This is a genomic window from Variovorax sp. PvP013 (assembly GCF_050435945.1).
Lineage (GTDB): Bacteria > Pseudomonadota > Gammaproteobacteria > Burkholderiales > Burkholderiaceae_C > Variovorax.
This window is the reverse complement of record NZ_JBNDLF010000004.1, coordinates 301989-327542: the sequence shown is the minus strand read 5'-3', so window position 1 is coordinate 327542 and position 25554 is coordinate 301989. Positions and strand designations below refer to the sequence as shown.

Here is a 25554-nt window from a genome sequence, read left to right as displayed (position 1 = left end):
GCGCCCTCACCAGCGCATCCATTGGCGCGAGAGGTCGGGACCCGTGTGATAGCGCGTGACCCGGCCGGCCGGATCGACGTAGATGTGCAGCAGGCGCACGTCGTTCAGGGTGCGATAGCGCCACGTCCAGACCACGCCGGCATAGGAGGCGACCTGGCGGATCTCGAACGGCCGGCCGTAGGTGCGCAGCACGTCGGCCTGGGTCCAGGCGTCGACCCGGATGGTGTCGGCGAACAGCCGCTCGTCGAGTTCCTGCCGGTTGGACACCACGCGGCCGGCGGCGTCGACGTCGACGTTGCTGACCTCGGTGCCGGCCGGCGCGCGGGAGTACTGCAGGCGCTCGCCGCCGTCGGCGAGCGGGTAGGTGGCCGTGGGCGTGCCCAGGCGCTGCAGGGTCTCGGCGCGCGAGGCGCCGGGCGGCAGCCGGGTCGGGTCGCTCGCGCAACCGGCCAGCAGGCCCAGCGCGGCGCACACGGCCAGGGCGGCGACGCCGCGCCGGCCGGCCCGGGCGCCGAAGAAGCGGCCCGCCGCGCTCATCGCCGCCCCTCGCGCGAGTCGCCGCGCGCGTCCTCGCGCTGCTGCTTCAGGAGCTTGCCCTTGATGCGGTTGCGCTTGAGCGGCGACAGGTATTCGACGAACACCTTGCCCAGCAGGTGATCGAGTTCGTGCTGGATGCAGATCGCCAGCAGGCCCTCGGCCTCGATCGTGCGCGGCTCGCCCTGCAGGTCGAGCGCGGTCACGCGCACCGACGTCGAGCGCTCCACGCCGTCGTAGATGCCGGGCACCGACAGGCAGCCCTCCTCGTTGACGACGCGCTCCTCGCTGGCCCAGACGATCTCCGGGTTGATCAGCACCAGCGGCCGGTCGCGGTCCTCGGACACGTCGATGACCACCAGGCGCTCGTGCACGTCGACCTGCGTCGCCGCCAGGCCGATGCCGCTCGCGTCGTACATCGTCTCCAGCATGTCGGCCACCAGGGTCCGGATGCGGGCGTCCACGCCCTGGACCGGCTTGGCGACCGTATGCAGGCGCGGGTCGGGAAAACTGAGAATGGTTCTTTTGGCCATGGGAACTGGGGGGTGAGTGTCGCTATTTTCCCCAATTCGCCGCGCCGCCGCCGCGGGCCGTCGGCCAAGGCGTTGCCCTATCAGGGGCTTGCGCGCAGAATTCGTTGCAAATTGTGAGCATCCCGAGGTCGGCGTGGGTTCGGGGGCCGTTCGATCGAACCATGAAAAAACTCCTTCCTTCCGACATCCCCTCCCCGTCCGTGCCGCGCGCCTCGCGGCATCCCGCCCTTCTGTGCGGCGGCGCCCTGCTCGTCCTGGCCGCCGCGGCCGTGGCCTCGACGGCGGGCGCGCAGACCCTCCCCGTCACGCCCGCGCAGCGCGCCACCGCGCAGCAGGCGGCCCAGGCCGGCGTCCCGGTCGAGGACCTCGCGCCCGGCGCGCCGGACGAGTACACCGTCCAGCCCGGCGACACCCTGTGGGCCATCTCGCGGCTCTACCTGCGCGGACCGTGGCGCTGGCCGGAACTCTGGGGGCTCAACCTCGACGACATCGCCAATCCGCACCGCATCTACCCGGGCCAGATGCTCTACCTCGACAAGCGCGGCGGCCGTGCCCGCCTGAGCACGCGCCGCGGCGGCGCGGCCGGCGACATCGGCACCGTCAAGCTGACGCCGCGCACGCGCGTCGAGTCGCTCGCCGGCATGGCGCTGCCCACGCTCAAGCCCAGCCTGATCGAGCCGTTCCTGAGCGAGCCGATCGTGGTGGAGGCCGACACCCTGGCGCGCGCGCCGCGCATCGTGGCGGGCAACGACAACCGCGTGCTGCTGGCCCGGGGCGACCGCGCCTATGCGCGCGGCGAACCCGACGCGCCGCTGCTCGACGTCCCGGGTACCTCGCGCAACTTCCGCGTCTTCCGCAACGCGACGCCGCTCGCGGACCCGGCCACCGGCGAGATCCTGGGCTACGAGGCGCACTACCTGGGCCGGGCGCAACTGCAGCGCGGCGAATCCAGCGTGCCCGCGCGCGAGGGCGACAAGGAGGTCACCCGCATCGTCCCGGCGACGATCGACATCGTGGCCGCGCGCGAGGAGATGCGTGCCGGCGACCGGCTGCTCCCCGAGCCGCCGCGCCAGCTGGTGAGCTACACGCCGCACGCGCCGGCCACGCCGATCGACGCCCGCATCGTCTCGGTCTACGGCAACGCCGTGCAGTTCGCGGCCCAGAACCAGGTGGTGGCGATCAGCAAGGGGCTGCGCGACGGCATCGAGAGCGGCCACGTGCTGGCGATCCTGAAGAACGGCGACGCGATCGTCGACCGCACCGGCGGCGGCAGGGAGACGCTCAAGCTGCCCAGCGAGCGCATCGGCCTGCTGATGGTGTTCCGGCCCTTCGAGCGGGTGTCGTACGCGCTGGTGCTCGAGGTCAACGACACGCCGCGCGTGGGCGACCTGCTGGTCAATCCCTGAGTCCCGTCCCCGGACGTCCGCCGCGATGGAACGCGAAGAGCTCACGGGCTGGCTGCGCCTCGTGCTGACGCCCGGCGTCGGCGACCTCACGGCGCGCCGGCTGCTGGCCGCCTTCGGACTGCCGGCCGACGTGCTGTCGCAGTCGGCCGCGGTCCTGCGCGAGGTCGCGACGCCGGCCCAGGCCGCCGCGCTCGGCCGGGCGCCCGAGGCGCTGCCGGCGCTGGTCGAGCAGACGCTGCGATGGCTGGCGCAGGAGGACGACGGCGGCATCGTGCACCGCGTCGTGACGCTCGGCGACGCCGGCTACCCGGCGGCGCTGCTGGAGACGGCCGACCCGCCCCTGATGCTCTACCGGATCGGCCCGGCGTCGCTCGACCTGACGCGGCTCGGCCGCAGCGTGGCGATGGTCGGCAGCCGCAACCCGACGCCGCAGGGCGCCGACAACGCCCGTGCCTTCGGCCGGGCGTTCGGCGAGCGCGGCATCACGGTCGTCTCGGGCCTGGCGCTGGGCGTCGACGGCGCCGCACACCAGGGCGCGCTCGACGGCTTCGCCGACGACGGCGACGGGCCGCCCATGCGGCCGGCGACGGTGGCCGTGGTCGGCACCGGGCTCGACCGCGTCTACCCGGCGCGCCATCGCGAGCTGGCCCACCGCATCGCCCGGCGCGGGCTGATCGTGAGCGAATTCCCGCTCGGCACGCCGCCGCTCAACCAGAACTTCCCCAAGCGCAACCGCATCATCGCGGGGCTCTCGCGCGGCACGCTGGTGGTCGAGGCGGCGCTGCAGTCGGGCTCGCTCATCACCGCCCGGCTGGCGGCCGAGCAGGGACGCGAGGTCTTCGCCATCCCGGGCTCGATCCACGCGCCGCAGTCGCGCGGCTGCCATGCGCTGATCCGCCAGGGCGCCAAGCTGGTCGAGTCGGTGCAGGACGTGCTGGAGGAACTGCCGATCGAGGACGCCGCGCACGCCTCGCCGAGGCCGTCGCCCGCCATGGCCGACGACGGACCGACGCCGGAGCCGGCGCTGCTGCGGCAGCTCGGGTTCGACGCCATCGGTCTCGACGCCCTGTGCGCGCGCAGCGGCCAGAGCGCCGCGCAACTGCAGGCGCAGCTGCTCGAACTCGAACTCGACGGCCTCGTGGCGCGCCTGCCCGGCGGCCTGTTCCAGCGCCGGGCCTCGGCCTGATCGCCACCGCGGCGCGATGCCGGCGCGCCGTCCCGGGCGCGATCCCGCCGTGGGCTATATTGGGTCCATGTTCGAAGTGCTCGCATTCGTCTATGAAAACTACTGGCGTGGCGACGCCTGTCCCCAGTCCGAACAGCTCGGGCGCAAGCTCAGCGCCCAGGGCTTCGACGCCGACGAGATCAGCGTCGCGCTGCGCTGGCTCGACGAACTGAGCCGGGCGACGCAGGGCCTGCCGCTCATGCCCCACCCGACCGACGTCTCCGCGGCCATCGTCCACGCCCCCCGGGGTATGGCCGACGTGCGGCCGGCATCGGCGGGCGCCATGCGCGTCTACTCGGGCATCGAGCAGGACATGCTGGGCGCCGAATGCCTGGGCTTCCTGCATTTCATGGAGTCCGCCGGCGTGATGCCGGGCGGGTTGCGCGAGATCGTCGTCGAGCGCGCGATGGCGGCGCCGTCGTGCCCGGTGTCGCTCGAGGACTTCAAGATCATCCTGCTGATGGTGCACTGGAGCAGCGGCCTGGAACCCGACGCCCTGGTGCTCGACGAACTGCAGAACGACCGCTCGATGCGCACCGCGCACTGAGCGCCGGAGCCCGCCGACGCGTCCCGACCGGCCCGTGCGCCGGCCGCTCGATCAGTTCAGCAGGCTCTCGGGATGCGCGTCCAGCTTGGCCAGCGCCTCGCGCGTGGCGCGCACGGTCAATGCCTCGTCCTCGGCCGGCACCAGCAGCCCGGTCTGCAGGTAGGACCCGAGCCGGCCGGCCTGGATCAGGAAGCTGCGGCCGTTGGCCGAGGCGAACAGGTGGAGCTGTCCGCGTTCGCTGCGCCAGACGAACTGCACCTGGCTCGCGCGCCCGTTGTGGTCGAGCATGAACCAGTGACCGATCTGGAGTTCGCGCGCCCACTGCAGCATGTCCTCGGTCGGCTTGACGCTGGTGTCGGGCGCGACGTCGATGGTGGCCGCGTCGACGCCCAGCAGCAGCTCGATGCTGGCCGCGTCCAGCGCCAGCTCGCCCGTGCCCTCGTCGCTCACGAAGTCCTCCAGGTGGGCCAGGCGCTTGGCGAGCGCCTCGATCTGCGCCGCCGGGATGGCCTCGGTCTTGGACATGAAGGCGTCGGTCAATGTCGCGCCGATGGTCCTGATGTGCGTCTCCTGCGGCTCGCCGACCACGCCCAGCAGCGTCATGCCGGCGCGCAGCTGCTGCAGCAGGCGCGGCAGGTCCTGGATCACGCGGGCGCGGTCGGGACGGCTGGGCTTGGCGCTGGCGGCCCAGACCAGTTCGGAGGCGGCGCGCTTGAGCGTCACGGTCTGGGTGTCCTGCACGCCGTACTTCAGGGCGGCGATGGCCAGCACCTCGGCCCAGACCTTGAAGAGGAACTCGCGGATGTCCTCGCGCACGGGCATGTCGTTGAGCATCTTGCGCAGCTCGATGGTGTACTGGATCGCCATCGTCTCCTTCTGCTCGACCTGCTGTGCCACGCTCATCACGCGCTGGGTGGCGTCGCTCTGCGTCAGGTACTTGTTGAGGAAGACCACGAACTCGTCGAACACCAGCTTGAAGACGCGCTGGCCGGTCTCGGGGTACTGCTCGATCACCTGCACCACGCGGCGGATCTCGCCTTCGAGCGCGCTGCCGGAGATGGCCGCGGCGTCGAAGCCCATCACCACCGAGCCCATGCGGTCGATGAGCATGCGCGCCGGGTGCTGGATGGTGCCGAAGAACTCGGGCTCGGCGATGGCCACGCGCAGCACCGGCATCTGCAGCCGCGCGAACCACACGCGCGCCGAGAACGGAATCCGCTCCTCCGACAGGATGGCCTGGAACATCAGCGCGACGACCTCGACCGTGGCCTTGTCGGCCGTGGTGGGCGCACGGCGCTTGAGTTCGCTGGTGCGCCGGCGCAGTTCGGTCGCGCTCTGCTGGACGGCCAGGGCGTCGTTGCCCACGACGTAGCGCGACGCCGAGGCCTGGTAGGCGACGCCGGCGTCGGCGATGGCGGCGGCGAAGGCGCGCGCGCTGATGCTGCCGGGGCCGCCATGGTCGCTCCCCGGGCCGAACCCCGCTCCGCCCGGGCCGCCCTCGCCGCCGATGCGGGCGGCGACGAAGCGCTTGAGGTTCTGCAGGACGCCCTGCGCCCGCTGCCGGGCGGCCGTCAGCGGCGACGCGCCGCCCGGGTACGCGGCGCCGTCGTCGCCGCGGGCCAGGCCGGAGAGCCCGGCCGCGATGCCCGACGGCACGGCATGGCCGTTGCCGGCCGGAGCGGGCGCGGGCACGCGGGCCGGCTCGCCCGCCGTCCGGCCGTTGCCCGGCGCCAGCGGCATGACGCCCGAGGCGCTGCCCGGCGGGCGTCGCACGAAGCTCTTCAGGTCGATCTCCGGCATCACGCCGTGGTCGACCAGGAACGCGTTGGCATCGCGATAGGCGGCGGCGACGGACTCCAGGACCTCGCGCTGCATGACGTCCTGCAGCTTCACCCACAGGGCGCGGCTGAGTCCGGCGGCCAGCCACTGCTCGACCCACACCTTGGCGAGGGTCTCGGGCCGCAGCACGTCGCGGCTGTCGAGTTCCGACACGCCCTCCAGATACTGGATGCGCAGGCGCAGGTCGCTGAAGTCGAAGTTCGCCTTGCCCTGGATCGCCTGCGCGAGCCGCGAGGACAGGATCTGCGTCTCCACGACGTCGTCGCCGATGAGTTCGAGGCGCAGCAGCGAGTTCGACGTCGCCGCGGGACCGCTCGCGGCGAGCGTCTTGCGCCAGGCGGCGCGCGTGGCGTCGGCCCAGCGCTCGCCCTGGGCCTGGAAGGCGAGGAAGTCGTCGCGCCGGTCCTGCAGGTCGCGCGCGGTGCCGGGCTCGCCGGTGAGGGAGATCAGGCGCTCGTGCAGGGCACGGGTCACGGGCGCGACGAGGTTCTCGGTCGCCTGCACGAAGCGCTCACGGGCTTCGCGGGCGATCTGCCGGGGAGGGACGGAAGGCCGATCGATGCTCATGGTGTCCCGCCAGCTTGCCCGGGGATGCGCTGCCGCACAAGGGGGCAATCCGCGTCTGCGACCGGCGACCGAGCGGGACGGGCCATGCGTGTCAGACGGTGGCGCCGGCGTTCGGATCGTCCGGGTCGCCTTCGCGCTTGGGCGCGGCCTTGACCAGGTCCTCGCGCTTGATGCCCAGCCACATCGCGATGGCGGCGGCGACGAAGCACGACGAGTAGATGCCGAAGCAGATGCCGATGGTCAGCGCCAGTGCGAAGTAGTGCAGCGTCGGGCCGCCGAAGAAGAACATCGACAGCACCACCAGCTGCGTGGAGCCGTGCGTGATGATGGTGCGGCTGATGGTGGAGGTGATGGCGCTGTCGATCACCTGCGGCGTCGAGAGCTTGCGGAAACGCCGGAAGTTCTCGCGCACCCGGTCGAAGATCACCACCGACTCGTTGACCGAGTAGCCCAGCACCGCCAGCACCGCGGCCAGCACGGCCAGCGAGAACTCCCACTGGAAGAAGGCGAAGAAGCCCAGGATGATGACCACGTCGTGCAGGTTCGCCAGCACGGTGGCGACGGCGAACTTCCATTCGAAGCGGAAGGCCAGGTAGATCATGATGCCCACCACCACCATGCCCAGCGCCTTCAGGCCGTTGGTGGTGAGTTCCTCGCCGACCTGCGGGCCGACGAACTCGGTGCCGCGCAGCGTGGCCGACGCATCGGCCGCCTTGAGCGCGTCCATGACCTGGGTGCTCTGCTGGGCCGAGGTCTGGCCCTTCTGCACCGGCAGGCGGATCTGCACGTCGCGCGAGGTGCCGAAGTTCTGCACCTGCACCTCCTGGTAGCCCAGCTTGCCGATGGTCTCGCGCACCTGGCCGACGTCGACCGACTGCGCGTAGGCGACCTCCATCACCGTGCCGCCCGTGAACTCGACCGAGAGGTGGAGTCCGCGGTGCAGCAGGAAGAACACGGCCAGCGCGAAGGTGGCGAAGGAGACGATGTTCAGCACCAGGGCATGGCGCATGAACGGGATGGTGCGGTGGATGCGGAAGAATTCCATGACGGTCCTGGGACGGGTCCTTGATCGGGCGTGGGGTCAGTGGGCCTCGGCCACGGCGGCGCCGTCGGCCTTGGGGCGCCAGACCGTGCCGATCGACACGCTCTTGAGCTTCTTCTTGCCGCCGTACCAGAGGTTCACCAGGCCGCGCGAGAAGAACACGGCCGAGAACATCGAGGTCACGATGCCGATGCAGTGGACCACCGCGAAACCGCGCACCGGGCCGGAGCCGAAGGCCAGCAGCGCGATGCCCGCGATCAGCGTGGTCACGTTGGAGTCGAGGATGGTGCCCCAGGCGCGCTCGTAGCCGGCGTGGATGGCCGCCTGCGGCGAGGCGCCGTTGCGCAGCTCCTCGCGCACGCGCTCGTTGATCAGCACGTTGGAGTCGATCGCCACGCCGATGGCCAGCGCCATGGCCGCGATGCCCGGCAAGGTGAGCGTGGCCTGCAGCATCGACAGGATGGCCACCAGCAGCATCAGGTTGACGGCCAGCGCGATCGAGGAGAACACGCCGAACAGCGCGTAGTAGGCGCACATGAAGACCATGATCGCCAGGAAGCCGTAGGCCACGCTGTGGAAGCCCTTGCTGATGTTGTCGGCGCCCAGGCTCGGGCCGATGGTGCGCTCCTGGATGATCTCCATGGGCGCGGCGAGCGAGCCGGCGCGCAGCAGCAGCGCGAGGTCGTTGGCCTCGACGACGTTCATCGAACCGGAGATCTGGAAGCGGTTGCCCAGCTCGCCGTTGATCGACGGCGCCGTGAGCACCTCGCCCTTGCCCTTCTCGAAGATCAGCATGGCCATGCGCTTCCTGAAGTTCTCGCGGCTGACGTCGCGCATGATGCGCCCGCCCTTGGCGTCCATCGTCAGGTCGACCTTGGGCTGCTGGGTCTGCGAGTCGAAGCCCGGCTGGGCGTCGGTCAGGCTCTCGCCGGTGACCAGCACCTGCTTCTTGACGATCACCGGACGGCCCTGGCGGTCGAGGAACTTCTCCGAGCCGAAGGGTACCGGTCCGGCGCCGGTCTCGGCGGCGCGGCCCTCGGCGCTCTCGTCGACCAGCCGCATCTCCAGCGTGGCCGTGCGGCCCAGGATGTCCTTGGCCTTGGCCGTGTCCTGCACGCCCGGCAGCTGGACCACGATGCGGTCGAGGCCCTGCTGCTGGATCACCGGTTCGGCCACGCCGAGCTCGTTGATGCGGTTGTGCAGCGTCGTGATGTTCTGCTTGAGGGCCGCGTCCTGCAGGCGGCGCGCCGCCTCGGGCTTGATCGTGGCCGAGAGCAGCCAGCCGCCGCCCTCCTGGCTGTCGGCGACGGCGAGGTCGGGGAACTGGTCCTGCAGCAGGCGCCGGGTGGCCTCGGCGCCGGCGGCATCGCGCAGGCGCACCTCGACGGCCTGGCCGTTGCGGCTGACGGCGCTGCCGCGGATGCCCTTGTCGCGCAGCGCCGTGCGCAGGTCGCTGGCGAAGGACTCGGCCTTCTTGTCGATGGCGCCCTTCATGTCGACCTGCAGCAGGAAGTCGACGCCGCCGCGCAGGTCGAGGCCCAGGTACATCGGGAAGGCGTGCAGCGCGCTCAGCCAGGCGGGCGAACGCGGCACGAGGTTGAGGGCCACCACGTAGGCCGGGTCGGCGGCGTCGGGCACCAGGCCGCGCTGGAGCAGGTCGCGCGCCTTGAGCTGCTCGTCGGGCGTGGCGAAGCGGGCGCGCACCGAGTTGGCGTCGAGCGTGAGCAGGTCGGGGACCAGGCCGCCGGCCTTGAGCAGGCTCTCCACGCGCGCCTGGGTGCCGGCGTCGACCTTGGCGGTCGACTTGGCCGCCGAGACCTGCACGGCCGGCGCCTCGCCGAAGAAATTCGGCAGGGCGTAGACGAGCCCCACCAGCAGCACGACCACGAGGATCGCGTACTTCCAGACCGGGTAACGGTTCATGATCGCGTCGATGTTGCGGCGGCGCCGCGTGGAGAGGAGGACGGCCGAGACTTACTTGATCGCGCCCTTGGGCAGGACCTGGACCACGGCGGTGCGCTGCACCCGGATCTCGACGCCGTTGGCGATCTCGAGGCCGAGGTACTGGTCGCCCAGCGAGGTGATGCGTCCGAGCAGGCCGCCGACGGTGGCCACCTCGTCGCCCTTGGCCAGCGCCTCGATCATGGCGCGGGCTTCCTTCTGGCGCTTCATCTGCGGGCGGATCATGACGAAGTACAGCACCACGAACATCAGCACCAGGGGCAGCATGCTCCCGAGCGAGGACATCAGGTCGCCACCGGTGGAAGCGGCGGGTGCGGCCTGGGCGAAGGCAGAGGAAATGAACAAGGGAATCTCCAGCAGAAGAAAAAGGGAGGAAGCGGGTCTGAATGCCCGCATCGTGGCCGCCGTCGGCGACGAGGGTGCCGGACCTCGCGGCCCGCCGGGACGACGGGAGCCGGTCGCGTCGAGCGGCATTGTAGGGCGACGTTCCCGGGACGCCCGGACCGGAATCCGAGGCCCTCGTCGGGGCATTGCACCCGCCCCGCCGCGCCGTCGGCGCGACCCGTCGGCTGCGCGGCGCGCTCGACGACGACCCGCGTCGATGCGCCGAGACGGCCCAGACTGACGACCTTTCGTCGTCGCAGGCCACACGCGAGCGGGACTCTCCCGTATGGAATCGTCCTGTTTCGTCGCAGAATCGTCGGAATAGCCTGATAACTTCTGCGACTCGGCTCCATTCCCACGCGCATCGTCGCGTGATTTCATCTCTTTCCGTCAGCGCACGAAGGAAGCCCCATGCTCTATCCGGAACTTTTCAGACAACTCGAATCCGTCCGCTGGGACATGGACCGCGACATCCCCTGGGACAAGTTCGAGGGCGACAAGCTCTCGGACGAACAGGCCCAGACCATCAAGATGAACGCCATCACGGAATGGGCGGCGCTGCCGGCCACCGAGATGTTCCTGCGCGACAACCGGCACGACAGCGACTTCTCCGCCTTCATGTCGATCTGGTTCTTCGAGGAACAGAAGCACTCGCTGGTGCTGATGGAGTACCTCAAGCGCTTCGCGCCGCAGCACGCCCCCACCGAGCAGGAACTGCACGACATCCGCTTCGACTTCGATCCGGCGCCGCCGCTGGAAACGCTGATGCTGCACTTCTGCGGCGAGATCCGGCTGAACCACTGGTACCGGCGCGCCGCCGAATGGCACACCGAGCCGGTCATCAAGCACATCTACACCACGCTCAGCCAGGACGAGGCGCGCCATGGCGGCGCCTACCTGCGCTACATGAAGCGCGCGCTGGAGAAGTTCGGGGACGAGGCGCGCGGCGCGTTCACCAAGGTCGGCGTGCTGATGGCCAGCGCGCGGCGCACGGCGCAGGCCCTGCACCCCACCAACCTGCACGTGAGCAAGGCCCATTTCCCCAACGACACCATCCAGAGCCGCATGCCCGATCCGGACTGGCTGGAGCATTGGCTGGACCACCAGATCAAGTTCGACGCCGCCTGGGAGCAGAAGGTCGGCGAGCGCATCCTGCACAACCTCAGCCTGCTGATGAACCGCAGCTTCAAGACCGTGCAGGAACTCAACCGCTACCGCAAGGAACTGGCCTCGTCGCTGGGCCCGAAGCCGGAGTACCAGGGCGCCTGAGTCCTCGGCCGGACGGCCGGTTCAAGGCCCCTCGAACACCGTCTTCCACAGGTTCAGCATCGCCTCGCGCTCGAGCGCGAGGGCCGGGAGCGCGACCGAGGTCGGTTCCTCGTTCAGGCGCGCGCGGTGCTGGATGCGCCGCAGCTCGCGGTAGGCCGCGCCGGCGCGCCGGCCGAGGCCCTCGGGCAGCAGGCCGGCCGCCTCGGCGCGCAGCAGCAGGGCGATGTTGCCGACGTTGGGCACCAGCTCGGGATGCGCGTGCGCCTGCGACAGCACCAGGAACTGCACCGCGAACTCGGCGTCGACCATGCCGCCGGGACTGTGCTTGACGTCGAAGCGCCCGGCCTTGACCGGGTGCGCCGCGCGCACCTTGGCGCGCATGGCGACGATCTCCTGGCGCAGGGCCGCCCGGTCGCGCGGTGCGGTGACCACCGCCTCCCGGATACGATCGAAATGCGCGACCAGTTCCGCTCCGAAGGCCGCCTCGCCGGCGGCCGGCTCCGCCATGTCGATGCAGCGCGCGCGCGTCATGGCCTGGTGCTCCCAGGTCCAGGCGGTGTTGCCGCCGCGGCCGAGCTGGTACTTCTCGTAGGCCGCGAGGCTGGTGACCAGCAGCCCGGAGTTGCCGTTGGGCCGCAGCGCGGTGTCGATCTCGAACAGGTCGCCCTCGCGCGTCTTCACCGACAGCCACTTGATGAGGCGCCGCACGTAGGCCGCGTAGACCTCGCCGGCGCGTTCGTCGTCGTCCTCGTGGACGAAGACGATGTCCAGGTCGCTGCCGTAGCCGAGTTCCTTGCCGCCGAGTTTTCCGTAGCCGATGATCGCGAAGCGCGGCGTCGCGCGGTGCGGATCGCGCACGTGGCGCCAGCACCAGCGCGCGGTCACGCGCAGCACCGTGTCGGCCAGCGCGCTCAGGTCGTCGGCCACCTGCTCGACGGTGATGCGGCCCTCGACGTCGCGCGCCAGGGTGCGGAACACCTCGGCATGGTGCGCGTGGCGCAGCAGGTTCAGCAGCCGCTCCTCGTCGTCCTCGCCGGTGCGGCGCAGGGAGGCTTGGCGCCGCTCCAGCTCGCGCTCGAACTCGACGGCGTCGAAGCGGCCCTCCAGCATCTCGTCGCTGGCCAGCTCGTCGATCACGCCCGGGTGCTGCAGCAGGTAGCGCGCCGGCCAGCGCGCCGACGCCAGCAGGCCCAGCAGGCGGGCCTGCACGGCCGGGCGCTCCACCAGCAGCGCCAGGTAGCTCTCGCGGCGCAGCAGCGGCTCGATCCAGTCGGCCCAGCGCAGCGCGGCCTCGGTGCGCTGCGCCAGCGCCTCGGCGGCGGCGGCCTCGCCGGCCGCTTCGCCCGCGGCGGGCCTGCCGATCCATTCGCCGGTGCGCTGCACCAGCTGGCGCAGCCGCGCGCGCGTCTCGTCGCGCAGCGCCAGGATGCGCGGGTTGCCGCGCCAGTGCTCGACACGCGCGGCGAAGGCCGGCGGCAGGCGCGCCATCAGGTCCTCCAGGTCGACGGCCGGCGTCGCGCCGCGCGCCCCGCCGTTGCAGCCGACGCACTTCGGCGCGCCGCCGAGCAGGCGGTCGAACTCCTGCGCCACCACCTCGCGGTGGGCGTCGAGCTGCATCAGGAAGGCGCAGCAGTCGTCGTAGCCCAGCGTCGCGGCGATCCAGCGCACGTCGGCGTCCTCGACCGGCAGCACGTGGGTCTGCTGGTCGTCGAGGTACTGGATGCGGTGCTCGACGCGGCGCAGGAAGACGTAGGCCCGGGTCAGCGCGTCGGCGGTCTCCTGCGGCATGAGGCCGGCGCGCGCCAGGCGCTGCAGGGCGTCGAGCGTGGGGCGGGTGCGCAACTCGGGGAACTGGCCGCCGCGCACCACCTGCAGCAGCTGCACGGTGAACTCGATCTCGCGGATGCCCCCGCGCGAGAGCTTGACGTCGTTGGCGCGCTCGGGCCGTCCGGCGGCGCGGCGCGCGGCCTGCTCGCGGATCTGGCGATGCAGCACGCGCAGGGCGTCGAACACGGCGTAGTCGAGGTAGCGCCGGAACACGAAGGGCAGCACCACGCCGCGCAGCGCCTGCGCCGAGCCGTCGTCGATCACCGACTGCGGCGCCACCACGCGGCTCTTCATCCAGGCGAAGCGCTCCCACTCGCGGCCCTGCACCTGCAGGTATTCCTCCAACGCGTCGACCGAGGCCACGCTCGGCCCCGAGTTGCCGTTGGGCCGCAGCGCCAGGTCGACGCGGAAGACGAAACCGTGCTCGGTGGTCTCGCCCACCAACGCGTAGATGCGCTTGACGGCGAAGGCGAAGTACTCGTGGTTGGAGACGCGCCCGCGCCCGCCCTCGCCGCCGGCGGTCTCGCCGTCCTGGTCGTAGAGGTAGATCAGGTCGATGTCGCTCGACACGTTGAGCTCGCGCGCGCCGAGCTTGCCCATGCCCACCACCCACATCTGGGCGCGCTCGCCGTTCGCGCCGAGCGGCGCGCCGTGGCGCGCGTCGAGCTCGGCGAAGCTCTCGCGGCAGGCGACGTCGAGCGCGAACTCGGCCAAGTCGGTGACGGCGTCGGTGACGACGGCCAGCGGCGCCTGCTGCTCGCAGTCGAGCACCACCAGACGCTCCATGACCAGCTGGCGCACGATGCGCAGGGCGACGCCGGCGGCATCGCCGCGCGCGCGCAGCACGTCGTAGGTGGCCTGCATGTCGGGCCGGCGCGGCGCGCCCGCGGGCAGCAGCGGCAGCTCGCCGGGATAGCGCCGTCGCAGGCGCTGCACGAAGCGGGAATGGGCGGAAAGGGCCGAAAGCCCCGTGGGCGAAGGGGCTGCCGGATCGGAGCCCGTGGAGAGGCTGGGGGTCATAATTCCTGGCACAGCGATCCTCAATGAACGACCCGGCATCCTCTCCTTCACGGCTGCTCAGGTTCACCACCGCGACGGCGCGCTGGCTGCTGGGTCTGCTGGTCGCCGCGTGGTTGCTGTTTGCGCTGTCGGTCGTTGTCCTACACGGCTGGATTGTGCCGCGAATCGGCGAAATCAGAGGCCTGCTGGAAACCCAGGCCACACGCGCCATCGGGGTACCGGTGCGCATCGCCACCGTCACGGCGCGCTCGGACGGCCTCTTCCCCAGCATCGAACTCGGCGGCGTGACCCTGCAGGACGCGCAGGGGCGCGAGGCCCTGCGGCTCGCGCGCGTGGTGGCCAGCGTCTCGCCGCGCTCGCTCTGGCGCCTGAGCCTGGAGCAGCTCTACCTGGAGCGGCCGCAGCTCGACGTGCGCATGGACGCGCAGGGCCGGCTGCACGTGGCCGGGCTCGACGTCGTGACCACCGACACCAGCGGCGAGGGCCGCGCGGCCGACTGGTTCTTCGCCCAGCGCGAGGTGGTCGTCGAGGGCGGCACGGTGCGCTGGACCGACGAGCGCCGCGGCGCCGAGCCGCTGCTGCTGACCGACGTGCGCTTCGCCGCCCGCAACGGCGGCCTGCGCCACGCCCTGCGGCTCGACGCCACGCCGCCCGAGGGCTGGGGCGAGCGCTTCACGCTGCGCGGGCGCTTCCGCCAGCCCCTGCTGTCGGTGCGCAGCGGCCACTGGCAGACCTGGGACGGCGAACTCTACGCCGAGCTGCCGCGCATCGACGTGCGGCGCCTGGGCCGCTACGTGACGCTCGACGCGCGCATCCGCGAGGGCCGCGGCGGCCTGCGCGCCTGGGTCGACGTGCGCGACGGCCGGCCCACGGGCGGCGCCGCCGACCTGGCGCTCGAGCGCATCGACGCCTCGCTCGGCGACGGCCTGTCGCCGCTGGTGCTGCGCGGGGTGACCGGCCGCCTGGCCGGGCGCCGCGACGACGACGGCACGCTGGAGGTGTCGACGCAGCGGCTGCAGTTCGAGGCCGCCGACGGCCTGCGCTGGCCGGGCGGCAACCTGTCCTTCAGCCACACGCCCGCGCGCGCGCGCCGCCCCGAGCGCGGCGCCTTCAAGGCCGACCGGCTCGACCTCGGCGCGCTGGCGCTGGTCGCCGGCCGGCTGCCGCTGGGCGAGGCGACGCACCGCGCCATCGCCGCCTACGCGCCGCGCGGCGTGGTCGAGGCCATCGACGCGACCTGGCAGGGGCCGCTCGCCGACCCCGTCAGGTACCAGGCGCGCGGCCGCGCCAGCGGTCTGAGCCTGGCCGCGCAGGCCGCGACGCGCATGCCCGGCCTGCGCGGGGCCAGCGTCGCGTTCGACGCCACCCACCAGGGCGGCAGCGCCTCGCTCGACATCGCGCAGGGCGCGCTCGACTTCCCCGGCATCTTCGAGGAGCCGGTGATCCCGCTGGACACGCTGTCGGCGCAGCTGCAGTGGAAGCTCGAGGGCGAGCGCGCGCAGCTGCAGGTGACGAAGCTGCGCCTGGCCAACGCCGACGCCGCCGGCGAGGCGCAGGCGAGCTGGCGCACCGCCGACCCGGCGGTCTCGCTCGGCCGCTCGCGCTTCCCGGGCGTGCTCGACCTGCAGGGGCAGCTCACGCGCGCCGACGGCACGCGCGTGGCCCGCTACCTGCCGCTGTCGATCCCGAAGCACACGCGCGACTACGTGCGCGAGACGGTCACGCGCGGCGTGGCCACCGGCGTCGACTTCCGCGTCAAGGGCGACCTGCACGACGTGCCGTTCTCCGGCGCGCACGCCGCCGAGGCGCGCACGGCGAGCGCCGCCGACGTCGCCCGCGCGCGCCAGGGCGAGTTCCGCATCGCCGCGCGCGTCAAGGACGTCGACTACGCCTACGTGATGCCCTCGACCATCGCCGCGGGCAAGGCGGCGCCGTGGCCGGGGCTCGTCGGCGTGTCGGGCGAGCTGATCTTCGAGCGCGCGGGCCTGCAGGTGCGCGACGCGCGCGGGCGCATCGCGGGCGCGCCGGGCATCGAGGTCACGAAGGCCGACGTGCGCATCGCCGACATGGCCCACCACGCGCCAATGCTGGAGATCGACGCGCGGGCCAGGGGACCGCTCGACGAGCTGCTGAAGGTGGGCGCGCCGCTGCTGGGCGGGGGCGCCAAGGCGGTGGCGCGCATGCACGCCACCGGCGCGGCCGACTACGCCCTGCGCATCGACCTGCCGCTGGAGGCGATGGACCAGGCGCGGGTCCGCGCGGGCGTCGTGCTCGGCGGCAACGACCTGCGGCTGCTGCCGCAGGCGCCGGTGCTGAGCCAGGCGCGCGGCACCCTGGACTTCACCGAGACCGGCTTCACGCTCGCCGGCGTGCAGGCGCGCCTGGCGGGCGGGGAGGCGCGCATCGAGGGCCATGGCCGCTACGCCGGTCCGGCCGGGACCGACCTGGCGTTCACCGCCCAGGGTCAGGCGACCGCCGAAGGCCTGCGCACCCTGCGCGAGGTGCCGCCGCTGGCCGCCGTCGCGCGGCGCGCGAGCGGCGCGATGCGCTACGACGCCACCCTGGCCCTGCGCGGCGGCGTGCCCGAGTTCACCTTCGCGAGCAGCCTGCAGGGCCTGGCCCTGGACCTGCCCGCCCCGCTCGCCAAGGCGGCCGGCACGACGCTGCCCCTGCGCATCGCGCAGAAGGTGGTGCTGCGCGAGACCGCGGGCGGCGTCGAGCGCGTCCACGACACGCTGTCGGCGACGCTCGGCGGCGTGGCGTCGGCGCAGTACCTGCGCGACGTCTCGGCCGAACGCACGCGCGTGCTGCGCGGTGCCATCGGCATCGGCGCGCCGACCGGGGGCGGGCCGGCGCTGCCCGACGAGGGCGTGCTGTTCGACCTGGCGCTGCCCGCGTTCAGCGTGCCGGACTGGCAGGCGCTCGCGGGCGAGGCCGGGCCGGACGGCGGCGCGGGCGGCACGAAGGCGAGCCCGGCGACGGCGGCATCGACGGCGTCAGCCGACGACGACGCCGCGCTGCAGGACTACCTGCCCACCACCCTGGCCGTGCGGACGCAGGCGCTGGCCGTCGGCGGCGGACGCACGCTGCACGACGTGGTGCTCGGCGGCTCGCGCGAGGGCTCGCTCTGGCGCGCCAACGTCGACGCCGCCGAGCTCAACGGCTATGTCGAATACAACACCGCGCAGGCCGGGCGCCTGCACGCCCGCCTGGCGCGGCTGAAGATCGCGCCGGGCGAGACCGCGCAGGGCGTGGAGTCGCTGCTCGACGAGCAGCCCGGCACGCTGCCGGCGCTGGACGTGGTGATCGACGACTTCGAGCTGCTCGGCCGCCACCTGGGCCGCGCCGAGATCGACGCCGTCAACCGCGGCGGCGCGCGACGCGAATGGCGGCTCAACCGGCTCGCCTTCACGCTGCCGGAGGCGAGCTTCACGGCGCAGGGCGCGTGGGCGGCGGCCGACGGCGCCCCGACGGCCGGCACCGACCGGCGCCGCACCGCCATGACCTTCCGGCTGGAGATGGCCGACGCGGGCGCCCTGCTCGCGCGCTTCGGCATGCCCGGCGTGATCCGGCGCGGCCACGGCTCGCTCGCCGGCGAGGTCGACTGGCGCAGCTCGCCGCTGTCGCTCGACACGGCCAGCCTGGGCGGGCAGCTGCACATCGACGTCGCCAGCGGCCAGTTCCTGAAGGCCGATCCCGGCCTGGCCAAGCTCCTGGGCGTGCTCAACCTGCAGGCCTTGCCGCGCCGGCTGGTGCTGGACTTCCGCGACGTCTTCAGCGAGGGCTTCGCCTTCGACGTCGTGCGCGGCGACGCCGGCATCGTGCAGGGCCGCGCCACCACCAACAACCTGCAGATGAAGGGCGTCAACGCCGCCGTGCTGATGGACGGCTCGGCCGACCTGGTGCGCGAGACGCAGGACCTGCGCGTGGTGGTGGTGCCGGAGATCACCGCCGGCACGGCCGCCCTGGTGGCCACCGCCATCAACCCGGTGGTCGGCCTGGGCACCTTCATCGCGCAGTGGCTGCTGAGCCGGCCGCTGTCGGCCGCGGCCACGCAGGAGTTCCAGATCGAGGGCACCTGGGTCGACCCGAAGATCACCCGCGTCCCGCGCCGCGCCCTGTCGGCCGGCGACGCACCCAAGGAGAGAACGCCATGAAAGTCGCCGCCATCCAGATGGTCTCGGGCATCGACCGCGACGCCAACCTGGCGCAGGCCCGCGCCCTGCTGGCCGAGGCCGCCGCCGCCGGCGCCGAGCTCGCCGTGCTGCCCGAGTACTTCTGCGTCATGGGCGCGCGCGACACCGACAAGCTCGCCCTGCGCGAGCACCCCGGCGCGGGCGCGGTGCAGGACTTCCTGGCCGGCGCGGCGCGCGAGCTCGGCCTGTGGATCGTCGGCGGCACGCTGCCGCTGGCGACCGACGACGCCGACCACGTCTTCAACACCTCGATGGTGTACGCCCCCACGGGCGAATGCGTGGCGCGCTACGACAAGATCCATCTCTTCTATTTCGACAACGGCACCGAGCGCTACGACGAGCGCCGCGTGGTCGCCTCCGGCAGCGAACCGGTGCTGTTCGAGCTGCCCTCGCGCGACGGCCACCGCTGGCGCATCGGCCTGTCGGTCTGCTACGACCTGCGCTTCCCGGAGCTGTATCGCGAACTGGCCCGCCGGGGCGCCGAGCTGCTGCTGGTGCCCAGCGCCTTCACGCGCACCACCGGCGCCGCGCACTGGGAGGTGCTGCTGCGCGCCCGCGCCATCGAGAACCTGGCCTGGGTCGCGGCGCCGGCGCAGGGCGGCACGCACGAGAACGGCCGCGAGACCTGGGGCCAGTCGCTGGTGATCGATCCGTGGGGCCGCATCGTCGCCCAGCGCGCGACCGGCGCGGGCGTGGTGACGTTCGAGCTCGACGCCCCGGCGATCGCCGCCGCCCGCACGCGGCTGCCGGCGCTCTCGCACGCCGTGCTCTGAGCCGGGCGAGCCGCGCGTGGACCCGCCCGACATCGCCGCTCCCCCCGCCACCGCGCCGCCGCGCGAGAACCTCGCCACGCGGCTGGCGATCCGCATCGGCGGCCAGGCCTTCCTGAGCCTGCGCGCGGTGTGGCAGCGCTGGTTCCTGTGGGTGGTGCTGGCGGTGCTGGTGCTGGTGCTGCTGGCCACCGTGGTCTGGCTGGCCGGGCGCCACGAGGCCGAGCAGGTGCAGGAGATCCTGGACCGCGACACCGCCGACGCCGCCGCCGACCTGCGCACCGGGCTGCAGCGCAACGTGCAGGGGCTGCGCGCGTTCCAGGCCAACGGCCTGGCCCTGGAGCGCTGGCCGGTCGAATCGGCGGCGCTGATGCGCGGCCACCGCGAATGGCTGCGGCTCGAATGGCGCGACGACGTCCTGAAGCGGCTGGCCGTGACCGACACGCCCTACCGCATCCAGCGCGCCGACCTGCCCGAGGGCGCGCCCGTCGCCGGCGCCGACGCCGCGCTCGAGGAGAGCGCGCTCGCGGCCTGCGGCGCCGCCGGCCGGCTCGGCGTGGCGGCCTACTCGCCCAGCGTCTACGCCCCCCTGCCCGGCACCAGCGGGCTGGAGGTGATGGCGGTGTGCGTGCCGGTGGACGGCGGCGGCCACCTGGTGGCCATCTACGCGCTGCGCGACGTGCTCATCGAGCTGGTCGCGCCGACCCTGCGGCGCGGCCAGGAGGTGTCGCTCACCGAGCTCGACGGCACGCGGCTCGCCTCGGTCGGCACCGCGCGGCGCGGCGGCAGCCGCGTGTTCACCGCGCGCCAGCAGATCGACCTCGCCGGCACCGCGTTCGCCCTGCGCGTGGACGGCTGGCGCGCCGCGCCCGACGTGTTCCCCAACCTGCTGACCGCGCTGGTCACGGCGATCTCGATCGCGCTGGTGTCGGTGCTGGCGCTGCTGGCGAGCGACACGCGCCGCCGGCTGCGCGCCGAGCGCGAGCTGGCCGACGCGCTGGCCTTCCGCAAGGCGATGGAGGACTCGGTCATCACCGGCATGCGCGCGCGCGACACGCGGGGCCGCACCACCTACGTCAACCCGGCCTTCTGCGAGATGGTGGGCTTCGACGCCGCCGAGATCATGGCCGCCGGGGCCGACGAGTCGCCCTACTGGCCGACCGAGCTGGCGCACGAGTACAGGAAGCGCCAGAACGTCCGCCTGGCCGGCGGCACGCCCCCGCGCGAGGGCTTCGAGTCGGTCTTCATGCGCAAGGACGGCACGCGCTTCCCGGTGCTGATCTTCGAGGCGCCGCTGATCAACGCCCAGGGCGAGCAGACCGGCTGGATGAGCGCGGTGGTCGACATCGGCGAGCAGCGCCGCATCGAGGAACTCTCGCGCGCCAGCCAGGAGCGGCTGCAGGCCAGCGCGCGACTGGCGACGGTGGGCGAGATGGCCTCGCTGCTGAGCCACGAGCTGACCCAGCCGCTCGCGGCCATCGCCAGCTACGCGACCGGCTCGCTCAACCTGCTGCAGGACGAGGCGCAGCCGCCCGGCGCGCCGCTGCCCGACGCCGACCGCGCCGACGTCGCGATGGCGGTGCGCCGCATCGCCGAGCAGGCCGACCGCGCCGGCCAGGTCATCCGCAGCGTGCACGACTTCGTGCGCCGGCGCGACCGCACGCGCGAGCCGGTGGCGCCGCAGGCCCTGCTCGACGCCGTGCTGCCCCTGGTGCACCTGCAGGCACGCAAGCTCGGCGTGCGCGTCGAGATCGCGCTGGAGGACGGATTGCCCAACGTGCTGTGCGACCGCACGCTGGTCGAGCAGGTGCTGCTGAACCTGGCGCGCAACGGCATGCAGGCGATGGACGCGCCGGACTGCACGACGCGCGTGCTGCGCCTGCGCGTGGCGCGCTCGGGCGCCAGCGAGAAGCGCAGCTGGCTCGGCTTCTCGGTCGCCGACCTGGGCAGCGGCATCGCCGACGACGTCGCCCGGCGCCTGTTCACGCCCTTCTTCACCACCCGCGCCGACGGCATGGGCCTGGGCCTGAGCCTGTGCCGCACCGTGGTCGAGCAGCACGGCGGCGTGCTCGCCTTCGAGCCCCACGCGCCGCGCGGCACGGTGTTCCGCTTCACGCTGCCGGTGGCCTGAGACACGGAGAATTCCGCCATGCAACCCCTGATCCAAGGCCTGGTCTTCATCGTCGACGACGACGCCAGCGTGCGCGAGGCGCTGGCCTGGCTGCTGCGCTCGCGCCGCCTGGCGAGCGAGCATTTCGGCAGCGCCGACGCCTTCGAGAACCACCTGGCCCACACGCGGCTGCCGGCCGAGCCGCACTGCCTGCTGCTGGACGTGCGCATGCCCGGCACCAGCGGGCTGGTGCTGTTCGACCGCCTGGCCGAGCGCGGCCTGCTCGACACCATGCCGGTCATCTTCCTGACCGGCCACGCCGACGTGCCCACCGCCGTCGAGACGATCCAGCGCGGCGCCTTCGACTTCTGCGAGAAGCCGTTCTCCGACAACGCCCTGGTCGATCGCATCGAGCGTGCGCTGGGCGCCTCGCTGCGCGCCCTGCGATTGCGCGAGCAGCTGCAGGGCCTGCGCGCCAAGGTGGCCGAGCTGTCCGAGCGCGAGCGCGACGTGATGCGGCTGGTGGTCGAGGGCCTGCCCAACAAGCTCATCGCCGACCAGCTGGCCATCAGCGTGCGCACCGTGGAGGTCCACCGCGCGCGGGTCTTCGACAAGATGGAAGTGCGCTCGGCGGTCGAGCTGGCGAACCTGCTGCGGGGACTCTGAGGGACACGACCGGGTCGGTCGTCGATGCCGCCGCGCCGCGCGCCATCGGGTGCGACGGGGATTCTTTTCGCGCTCCATGCCCGCTAAGCTGCTCGCGCCCCGATCCGGTGGGCGTCAGGAGACTTGCAACCATGAGACATCCGACAACGAGCGGCGCCCGGCCGCTTTCCCTGCTGCTCGCCGCAGTGCTGGCCGCCTGCGGAGGCAGCGACGGCGATGGCGGCAATGCCGGCGGCGCCGGCACCGGCACCGGCAATGGCGCCGGCAATGGCGGCGGTGGCGTCGCCGCCACCCGCTACAGCGCCGAGATCCGCCGCACCGAGATGGGCGTGCCGCACATCAAGGCGGCGAACTGGTCGGGCGCGGGCTACGGCTACGGCTACGCGCAGGCCCAGGACAACCTCTGCACGATGGCCGATTCCTTCCTGACCTACCGGGGCGAGCGCTCGCGCTACTTCGGCGGCGAGGCGCAGGTGGTCTACGACAGCACCATCGCGCGGCCGCGCAACATCGATTCGGACTTCTTCCACCGCCACGTGCTCGCCGCCGACGTGGTCGACGCCATGGCGGCGGCCCAGCCCGAGCGGCTGCGCCAGCTGGTCGAGGGCTTCACGGCCGGCTACAACCGGTACGTGTCGGAAGCCCGCGCCGGCAACGGCGCCCACGCGGCCTGCCGGTCCGCCGACTGGGTGCAGCCCATCGCCACGCAGGACATCTGGCGACGCATGGTCGCGGCCAACCTGGCCGGCGGCTACAGCAACTTCGTCGCGGAGATCGCCAACGCGACGCCGCCGACGGCCACCACCACTGCGATCCGGACGGCCGGCGGCACCTCGACCTCGAAATCCGCCGCCGGCGCCACCGCGCTCGCCGCGCTCGACCCCGCCGCCACCGTGCCGCCGCACCTGGAGGTCGGCGGCACCCGGGGCGTGGGCAGCAACATGTACGGCTTCGGCAGCGCCGTCACGGGCGAGGGCAGCAGCGTGCTGTTCGGCAATCCGCACTGGTACTGGAAGGGACCGGACCGCTTCTACCAGGCGCAGCTCACCATCCCGGGCGAACTCGACGTCAGCGGGGCGTCCTTCCTGGGCGTGCCGGTGATGCTGATCGGCTTCAACGACAGCGTGGCCTGGAGCCACACGGTGTCGACGGCGCGCCGCTTCGGCTTCTTCCAGCTCCAGCTGGTGCCGGGCGACCCGACCAGCTACCAGCGCGACGGCCGCAACGTGAAGATGACGCCACGCGCCATCACCGTGCAGGTGCGCAACGCCGCCGGCACCACCGACGCCGTCACGCGCACGCTCTACGCGTCCGAGCACGGCCCGATGATCAACCTGGCGGCGCTCAACCCGGCACTGGCCTGGAACGGCACCACGGCCTTCGCCATCCGCGACATCAACGGCGCGAACTACCGCACTTTCCGCAACTGGCTGCGCTGGAACCAGGCGAAGTCGCTCGACGAGTTCATCGCCATCCAGCGCGAGGAGTCGGCCATCCCCTGGGTCAACACCGTGGCGGTGGGCCGGAGCCGGGCCCAGGCCTGGTACGCCGACATCGGCGCCGTGCCCAACGTCTCGCCCGAGCAGGTGGCCGGCTGCACCACGGCCTTCGGCCAGGCGGTGGCGGCGGCGATCCCGAACGCGCCCTTCTTCGACGGCTCGCGCAGCGCCTGCGACTGGAAGACCGACGCGGACTCGGTGCAGCCGGGCGCCATCGGCCCCGCGCGCATGCCCAGCCTGCTGCGCGACGACTACGTGGGCAACATGAACGACAGCTACTGGTCGACCAACGTGCGCGCGCCGCTGACCGGGTTCCCGCCGATCTTCGGCCCGGCGGGCACCCAGGCATTGACCCTGCGCACCCGCCTGGGCCATCAGATGGCGCTCCAGCGCCTGGCCGGCACCGACGGCTACTCGGGCAACCAGGCCGGCAGCGCCGTCGTGCGCCAGATGGTGCTCAACAGCCGCGTCTTCAGCGCCGAGCGCTTCAAGACCCAGGCGCTGGACCTGGTGTGCGTCGCCCCGCAGATCACCGTCGCCGGCACCGGCGCGGTGGACGTGACGGCCGCGTGCGCCGCGCTGCGCGCCTGGGACAACACCGGCAACGCCACCGCGCGCGGATCGCACCTGTGGGACGAGTTCTGGCGGGCCATCCCGCTGACCGGCGCGCAGCTCTACGCCGTGCCCTTCGATCCGGCGAACCCGATCGACACGCCGCGCGACCTCCGGGCCAGCGCGGCCGACGCCCTGCGGCAGGCCTTCGGCACCGCCGTCGCCAAGGCGGCGGCCGGCGGCTTCGCGCCGGACGCGCAGCGCGGCGACCTCCTCTATGCCACCCGCGGCGGCAGGATTCCCCTGTACGGCGGCTGCAGCGAGATCGGCTATTTCACCGTCACCTGCTCGGACAATCCGATCGAGCGAGGCGGCTACACCATGGACGGGCTGGCAGAAGGCAACAGCTACATGCAGGTGGTGAGCTTCCCGTCGAACACGGTCCAGGCATACACCTTCCTGACCTTCTCGCTGTCCGACGACCCGGCCTCCGCGCACTACGGCGACTACACCCGCGCCTACGGCGCCAAGCAATGGGTGCGCATGCCCTTCACCGACGCCGAGATCGCCGCGAGCCCGGGCTACACCACGGCCACTGTGCGGGAGTAATCAAGCAATGGCGCCTTCGCCTGAGACACCGCAGGACCGGCTTTGCCGGGCTGCTGGTGTCGCCCCCCGGAAGGGGGTTGGCGAAGCGACACGAAGTGCGCGAAGACTGGGGGTCAGCCAAGGACACCGCAGAACCGGCTCCGCCGGGCCGCCGGTGTCGCCCCTGGAAGGGGTTAGGCGCTGCTACACGCAGCGAGCAAGCCTGGGGGTCAGCCAAGGACACCGCGGAACCGGCTCTGCCGGGCCGCCGGTGTCGCCCCCTGGAAGGGGGTAGGCGAAGCGACACGCAGTGCGCGAAGACTGGGGGTCAGCCCCGTTCCCCGACATAGATCTCGACGCGGCGGTTCTGGGCGCGGCCCGAATCGCTGCCGTTATCGGCGATCGGTTCGCGCGAGCCGCGACCCTCGATGCGGAAGGCGGTGGACGGCACGCCGCGCGCGATCAGGTAGTCGCGCGTGCTGGCGGCGCGGTCGACCGACAGCGGGTTGTTGACGGCGTCGCTGCCGGTGTTGTCGGTGTGGCCGATGATGCGCACCTCGGCGTTGGGGTTGTTGCGCAGGCCGTTGGCGAACTGGTTGAGCACCGGCGCGAAGTTGGCCTTGATCGCCGAGCGGCCGGTGTCGAACGAGACGTCGCTGGGGATCGCCAGCTTGAGTTCGTTGTTGGCGGTCTGCGTGACGCCGATGCCCGTGCCGCGGGTGGCGGCTTCCATCTCGCGCTTCTGCGCTTCCATGCGCTGCGACCACAGGTAGCCGCCCAGCGCGCCGACGCCGGCGCCGATGGCCGCGCCCGTGCCGGCGCGTCCGCCCGTGATCGAGCCGATGGCTGCGCCGCCGAGGGCGCCCGCACCGGCGCCGATGCCGGTGTTGCGCTGCGTGTCGGTCATGCCGGCGCAGCCGGTGAGGACGACGGCGAGGGCGGCGGTGGCGAGGACGAGTTTTTTCATGGCGTGTTTTCCTGAAAACGAAGGGGGTACAACGCCGCGGCGGACCGCAGC

The 25554-nt window shown here is 72.5% G+C and carries 17 protein-coding genes; 9 read left to right on the top strand and 8 right to left on the bottom strand.

Annotated features, from left to right (window positions below; all coding sequences use genetic code 11):
• Positions 1-6: 6 nt before the first annotated feature.
• Both ABID77_RS14315 and def read right to left on the bottom strand, forming a co-directional pair.
• Entirely contained in the window at positions 7-537 is a 531-nt protein-coding gene (locus ABID77_RS14315; RefSeq protein ID WP_429596964.1) for a hypothetical protein, read from the bottom strand.
• Positions 534-1067 carry a peptide deformylase gene (gene def / locus ABID77_RS14310; RefSeq protein ID WP_429596961.1) on the bottom strand — a complete coding sequence of 178 codons (534 nt, stop codon included), beginning with the start codon at positions 1065-1067 and terminating at the stop codon, positions 534-536. The genes ABID77_RS14315 and def overlap by 4 nt, the downstream gene beginning before the upstream one ends.
• 161 nt (positions 1068-1228) lie before the next feature.
• Between def and ABID77_RS14305 the strand changes: the two genes are divergently transcribed.
• The 3 genes from ABID77_RS14305 (at position 1229) to ABID77_RS14295 (ending at position 4245) form a co-directional block, all read left to right on the top strand.
• Complete coding sequence (locus ABID77_RS14305; protein WP_429596958.1) at positions 1229-2473, top strand: LysM peptidoglycan-binding domain-containing protein; 1245 nt, start codon at positions 1229-1231, stop codon at positions 2471-2473.
• Between the two features lie 25 nt (positions 2474-2498).
• Positions 2499-3659, top strand: a complete 1161-nt coding sequence (gene dprA, locus ABID77_RS14300) for a DNA-processing protein DprA (protein ID WP_429596955.1) — start codon at positions 2499-2501, stop codon at positions 3657-3659.
• 67 nt (positions 3660-3726) lie between these two features.
• The gene (locus tag ABID77_RS14295; RefSeq protein WP_429596952.1) at positions 3727-4245 is read left to right on the top strand and encodes a DUF494 family protein; all 519 of its coding nucleotides are present in this window, start codon (positions 3727-3729) and stop codon (positions 4243-4245) included.
• 51 nt (positions 4246-4296) lie between these two features.
• On the opposite strand, the gene ABID77_RS14290 is transcribed toward ABID77_RS14295, so the two are convergent.
• From ABID77_RS14290 to yajC, 4 genes are all read right to left on the bottom strand, one after another.
• A complete protein-coding gene (locus ABID77_RS14290) occupies positions 4297-6651 on the bottom strand; it encodes a DUF1631 family protein (RefSeq protein WP_429596949.1) in 2355 nt (784 codons plus the stop codon).
• Positions 6652-6742: 91 nt separating this feature from the next.
• Positions 6743-7696 carry a protein translocase subunit SecF gene (gene secF, locus ABID77_RS14285; RefSeq protein WP_429596946.1) on the bottom strand — a complete coding sequence of 318 codons (954 nt, stop codon included), beginning with the start codon at positions 7694-7696 and terminating at the stop codon, positions 6743-6745.
• Between the two features lie 36 nt (positions 7697-7732).
• Positions 7733-9616, bottom strand: a complete 1884-nt coding sequence (secD, locus tag ABID77_RS14280; RefSeq protein ID WP_429596943.1) for a protein translocase subunit SecD — start codon at positions 9614-9616, stop codon at positions 7733-7735.
• A 51-nt stretch (positions 9617-9667) separates the two neighbouring features.
• Complete coding sequence (gene yajC, locus ABID77_RS14275; protein WP_429596940.1) at positions 9668-10000, bottom strand: preprotein translocase subunit YajC; 333 nt, start codon at positions 9998-10000, stop codon at positions 9668-9670.
• 450 nt (positions 10001-10450) lie between these two features.
• Here yajC and ABID77_RS14270 point away from each other — a divergent pair, with 450 nt between their 5' ends.
• Positions 10451-11308, top strand: coding sequence for a ferritin-like domain-containing protein (locus ABID77_RS14270; protein WP_429596937.1), 858 nt, complete (start codon positions 10451-10453; stop codon positions 11306-11308).
• Between the two features lie 21 nt (positions 11309-11329).
• Here the strand turns inward: ABID77_RS14270 and glnE are convergent, their stop codons facing one another.
• Positions 11330-14155: a bifunctional [glutamate--ammonia ligase]-adenylyl-L-tyrosine phosphorylase/[glutamate--ammonia-ligase] adenylyltransferase gene (glnE, locus tag ABID77_RS14265; RefSeq protein ID WP_429596934.1), complete on the bottom strand. Its 2826-nt coding sequence runs from the start codon at positions 14153-14155 to the stop codon at positions 11330-11332.
• A gap of 23 nt (positions 14156-14178) precedes the next feature.
• Here glnE and ABID77_RS14260 point away from each other — a divergent pair, with 23 nt between their 5' ends.
• The 5 genes from ABID77_RS14260 to ABID77_RS14240 all read left to right on the top strand — a co-directional run bounded on the left by ABID77_RS14260 (position 14179) and on the right by ABID77_RS14240 (position 24557).
• Positions 14179-18312 carry a YhdP family protein gene (locus ABID77_RS14260; protein WP_429596931.1) on the top strand — a complete coding sequence of 1378 codons (4134 nt, stop codon included), beginning with the start codon at positions 14179-14181 and terminating at the stop codon, positions 18310-18312.
• Positions 18309-19124 carry a carbon-nitrogen hydrolase family protein gene (locus tag ABID77_RS14255; protein ID WP_429596928.1) on the top strand — a complete coding sequence of 272 codons (816 nt, stop codon included), beginning with the start codon at positions 18309-18311 and terminating at the stop codon, positions 19122-19124. The genes ABID77_RS14260 and ABID77_RS14255 overlap by 4 nt, the downstream gene beginning before the upstream one ends.
• 82 nt (positions 19125-19206) lie before the next feature.
• A complete protein-coding gene (locus ABID77_RS14250) occupies positions 19207-21252 on the top strand; it encodes a sensor histidine kinase (protein ID WP_429597332.1) in 2046 nt (681 codons plus the stop codon).
• An 18-nt stretch (positions 21253-21270) separates the two neighbouring features.
• Positions 21271-21897 (top strand): response regulator transcription factor, encoded by a 627-nt coding sequence (locus ABID77_RS14245; RefSeq protein ID WP_429596925.1) that lies wholly within the window; start codon positions 21271-21273, stop codon positions 21895-21897.
• 131 nt (positions 21898-22028) lie between these two features.
• Positions 22029-24557 (top strand): penicillin acylase family protein, encoded by a 2529-nt coding sequence (locus ABID77_RS14240; RefSeq protein ID WP_429596922.1) that lies wholly within the window; start codon positions 22029-22031, stop codon positions 24555-24557.
• 307 nt (positions 24558-24864) lie between these two features.
• On the opposite strand, the gene ABID77_RS14235 is transcribed toward ABID77_RS14240, so the two are convergent.
• Positions 24865-25503: an OmpA family protein gene (locus ABID77_RS14235; RefSeq protein ID WP_429596919.1), complete on the bottom strand. Its 639-nt coding sequence runs from the start codon at positions 25501-25503 to the stop codon at positions 24865-24867.
• Positions 25504-25554: the final 51 nt, after the last annotated feature.

Excerpts from the sequence above, each read along its gene's own strand:
- secD (WP_429596943.1), bottom strand. The coding sequence starts at position 9,616 with ATGAACCGTTACCCGGTCTGGAAGTACGCGATCCTCGTGGTCGTGCTG.
- ABID77_RS14235 (WP_429596919.1), bottom strand. The coding sequence starts at position 25,503 with ATGAAAAAACTCGTCCTCGCCACCGCCGCCCTCGCCGTCGTCCTCACC.
- ABID77_RS14245 (WP_429596925.1), top strand. The coding sequence starts at position 21,271 with ATGCAACCCCTGATCCAAGGCCTGGTCTTCATCGTCGACGACGACGCC.
- ABID77_RS14295 (WP_429596952.1), top strand. The coding sequence starts at position 3,727 with ATGTTCGAAGTGCTCGCATTCGTCTATGAAAACTACTGGCGTGGCGAC.
- ABID77_RS14315 (WP_429596964.1), bottom strand. The coding sequence starts at position 537 with ATGAGCGCGGCGGGCCGCTTCTTCGGCGCCCGGGCCGGCCGGCGCGGC.
- ABID77_RS14270 (WP_429596937.1), top strand. The coding sequence starts at position 10,451 with ATGCTCTATCCGGAACTTTTCAGACAACTCGAATCCGTCCGCTGGGAC.
- ABID77_RS14255 (WP_429596928.1), top strand. The coding sequence starts at position 18,309 with ATGAAAGTCGCCGCCATCCAGATGGTCTCGGGCATCGACCGCGACGCC.
- ABID77_RS14260 (WP_429596931.1), top strand. The coding sequence starts at position 14,179 with ATGAACGACCCGGCATCCTCTCCTTCACGGCTGCTCAGGTTCACCACC.
- dprA (WP_429596955.1), top strand. The coding sequence starts at position 2,499 with ATGGAACGCGAAGAGCTCACGGGCTGGCTGCGCCTCGTGCTGACGCCC.
- def (WP_429596961.1), bottom strand. The coding sequence starts at position 1,067 with ATGGCCAAAAGAACCATTCTCAGTTTTCCCGACCCGCGCCTGCATACG.
- glnE (WP_429596934.1), bottom strand. The coding sequence starts at position 14,155 with ATGACCCCCAGCCTCTCCACGGGCTCCGATCCGGCAGCCCCTTCGCCC.
- ABID77_RS14290 (WP_429596949.1), bottom strand. The coding sequence starts at position 6,651 with ATGAGCATCGATCGGCCTTCCGTCCCTCCCCGGCAGATCGCCCGCGAA.
- secF (WP_429596946.1), bottom strand. The coding sequence starts at position 7,696 with ATGGAATTCTTCCGCATCCACCGCACCATCCCGTTCATGCGCCATGCC.
- ABID77_RS14240 (WP_429596922.1), top strand. The coding sequence starts at position 22,029 with ATGAGACATCCGACAACGAGCGGCGCCCGGCCGCTTTCCCTGCTGCTC.
- ABID77_RS14305 (WP_429596958.1), top strand. The coding sequence starts at position 1,229 with ATGAAAAAACTCCTTCCTTCCGACATCCCCTCCCCGTCCGTGCCGCGC.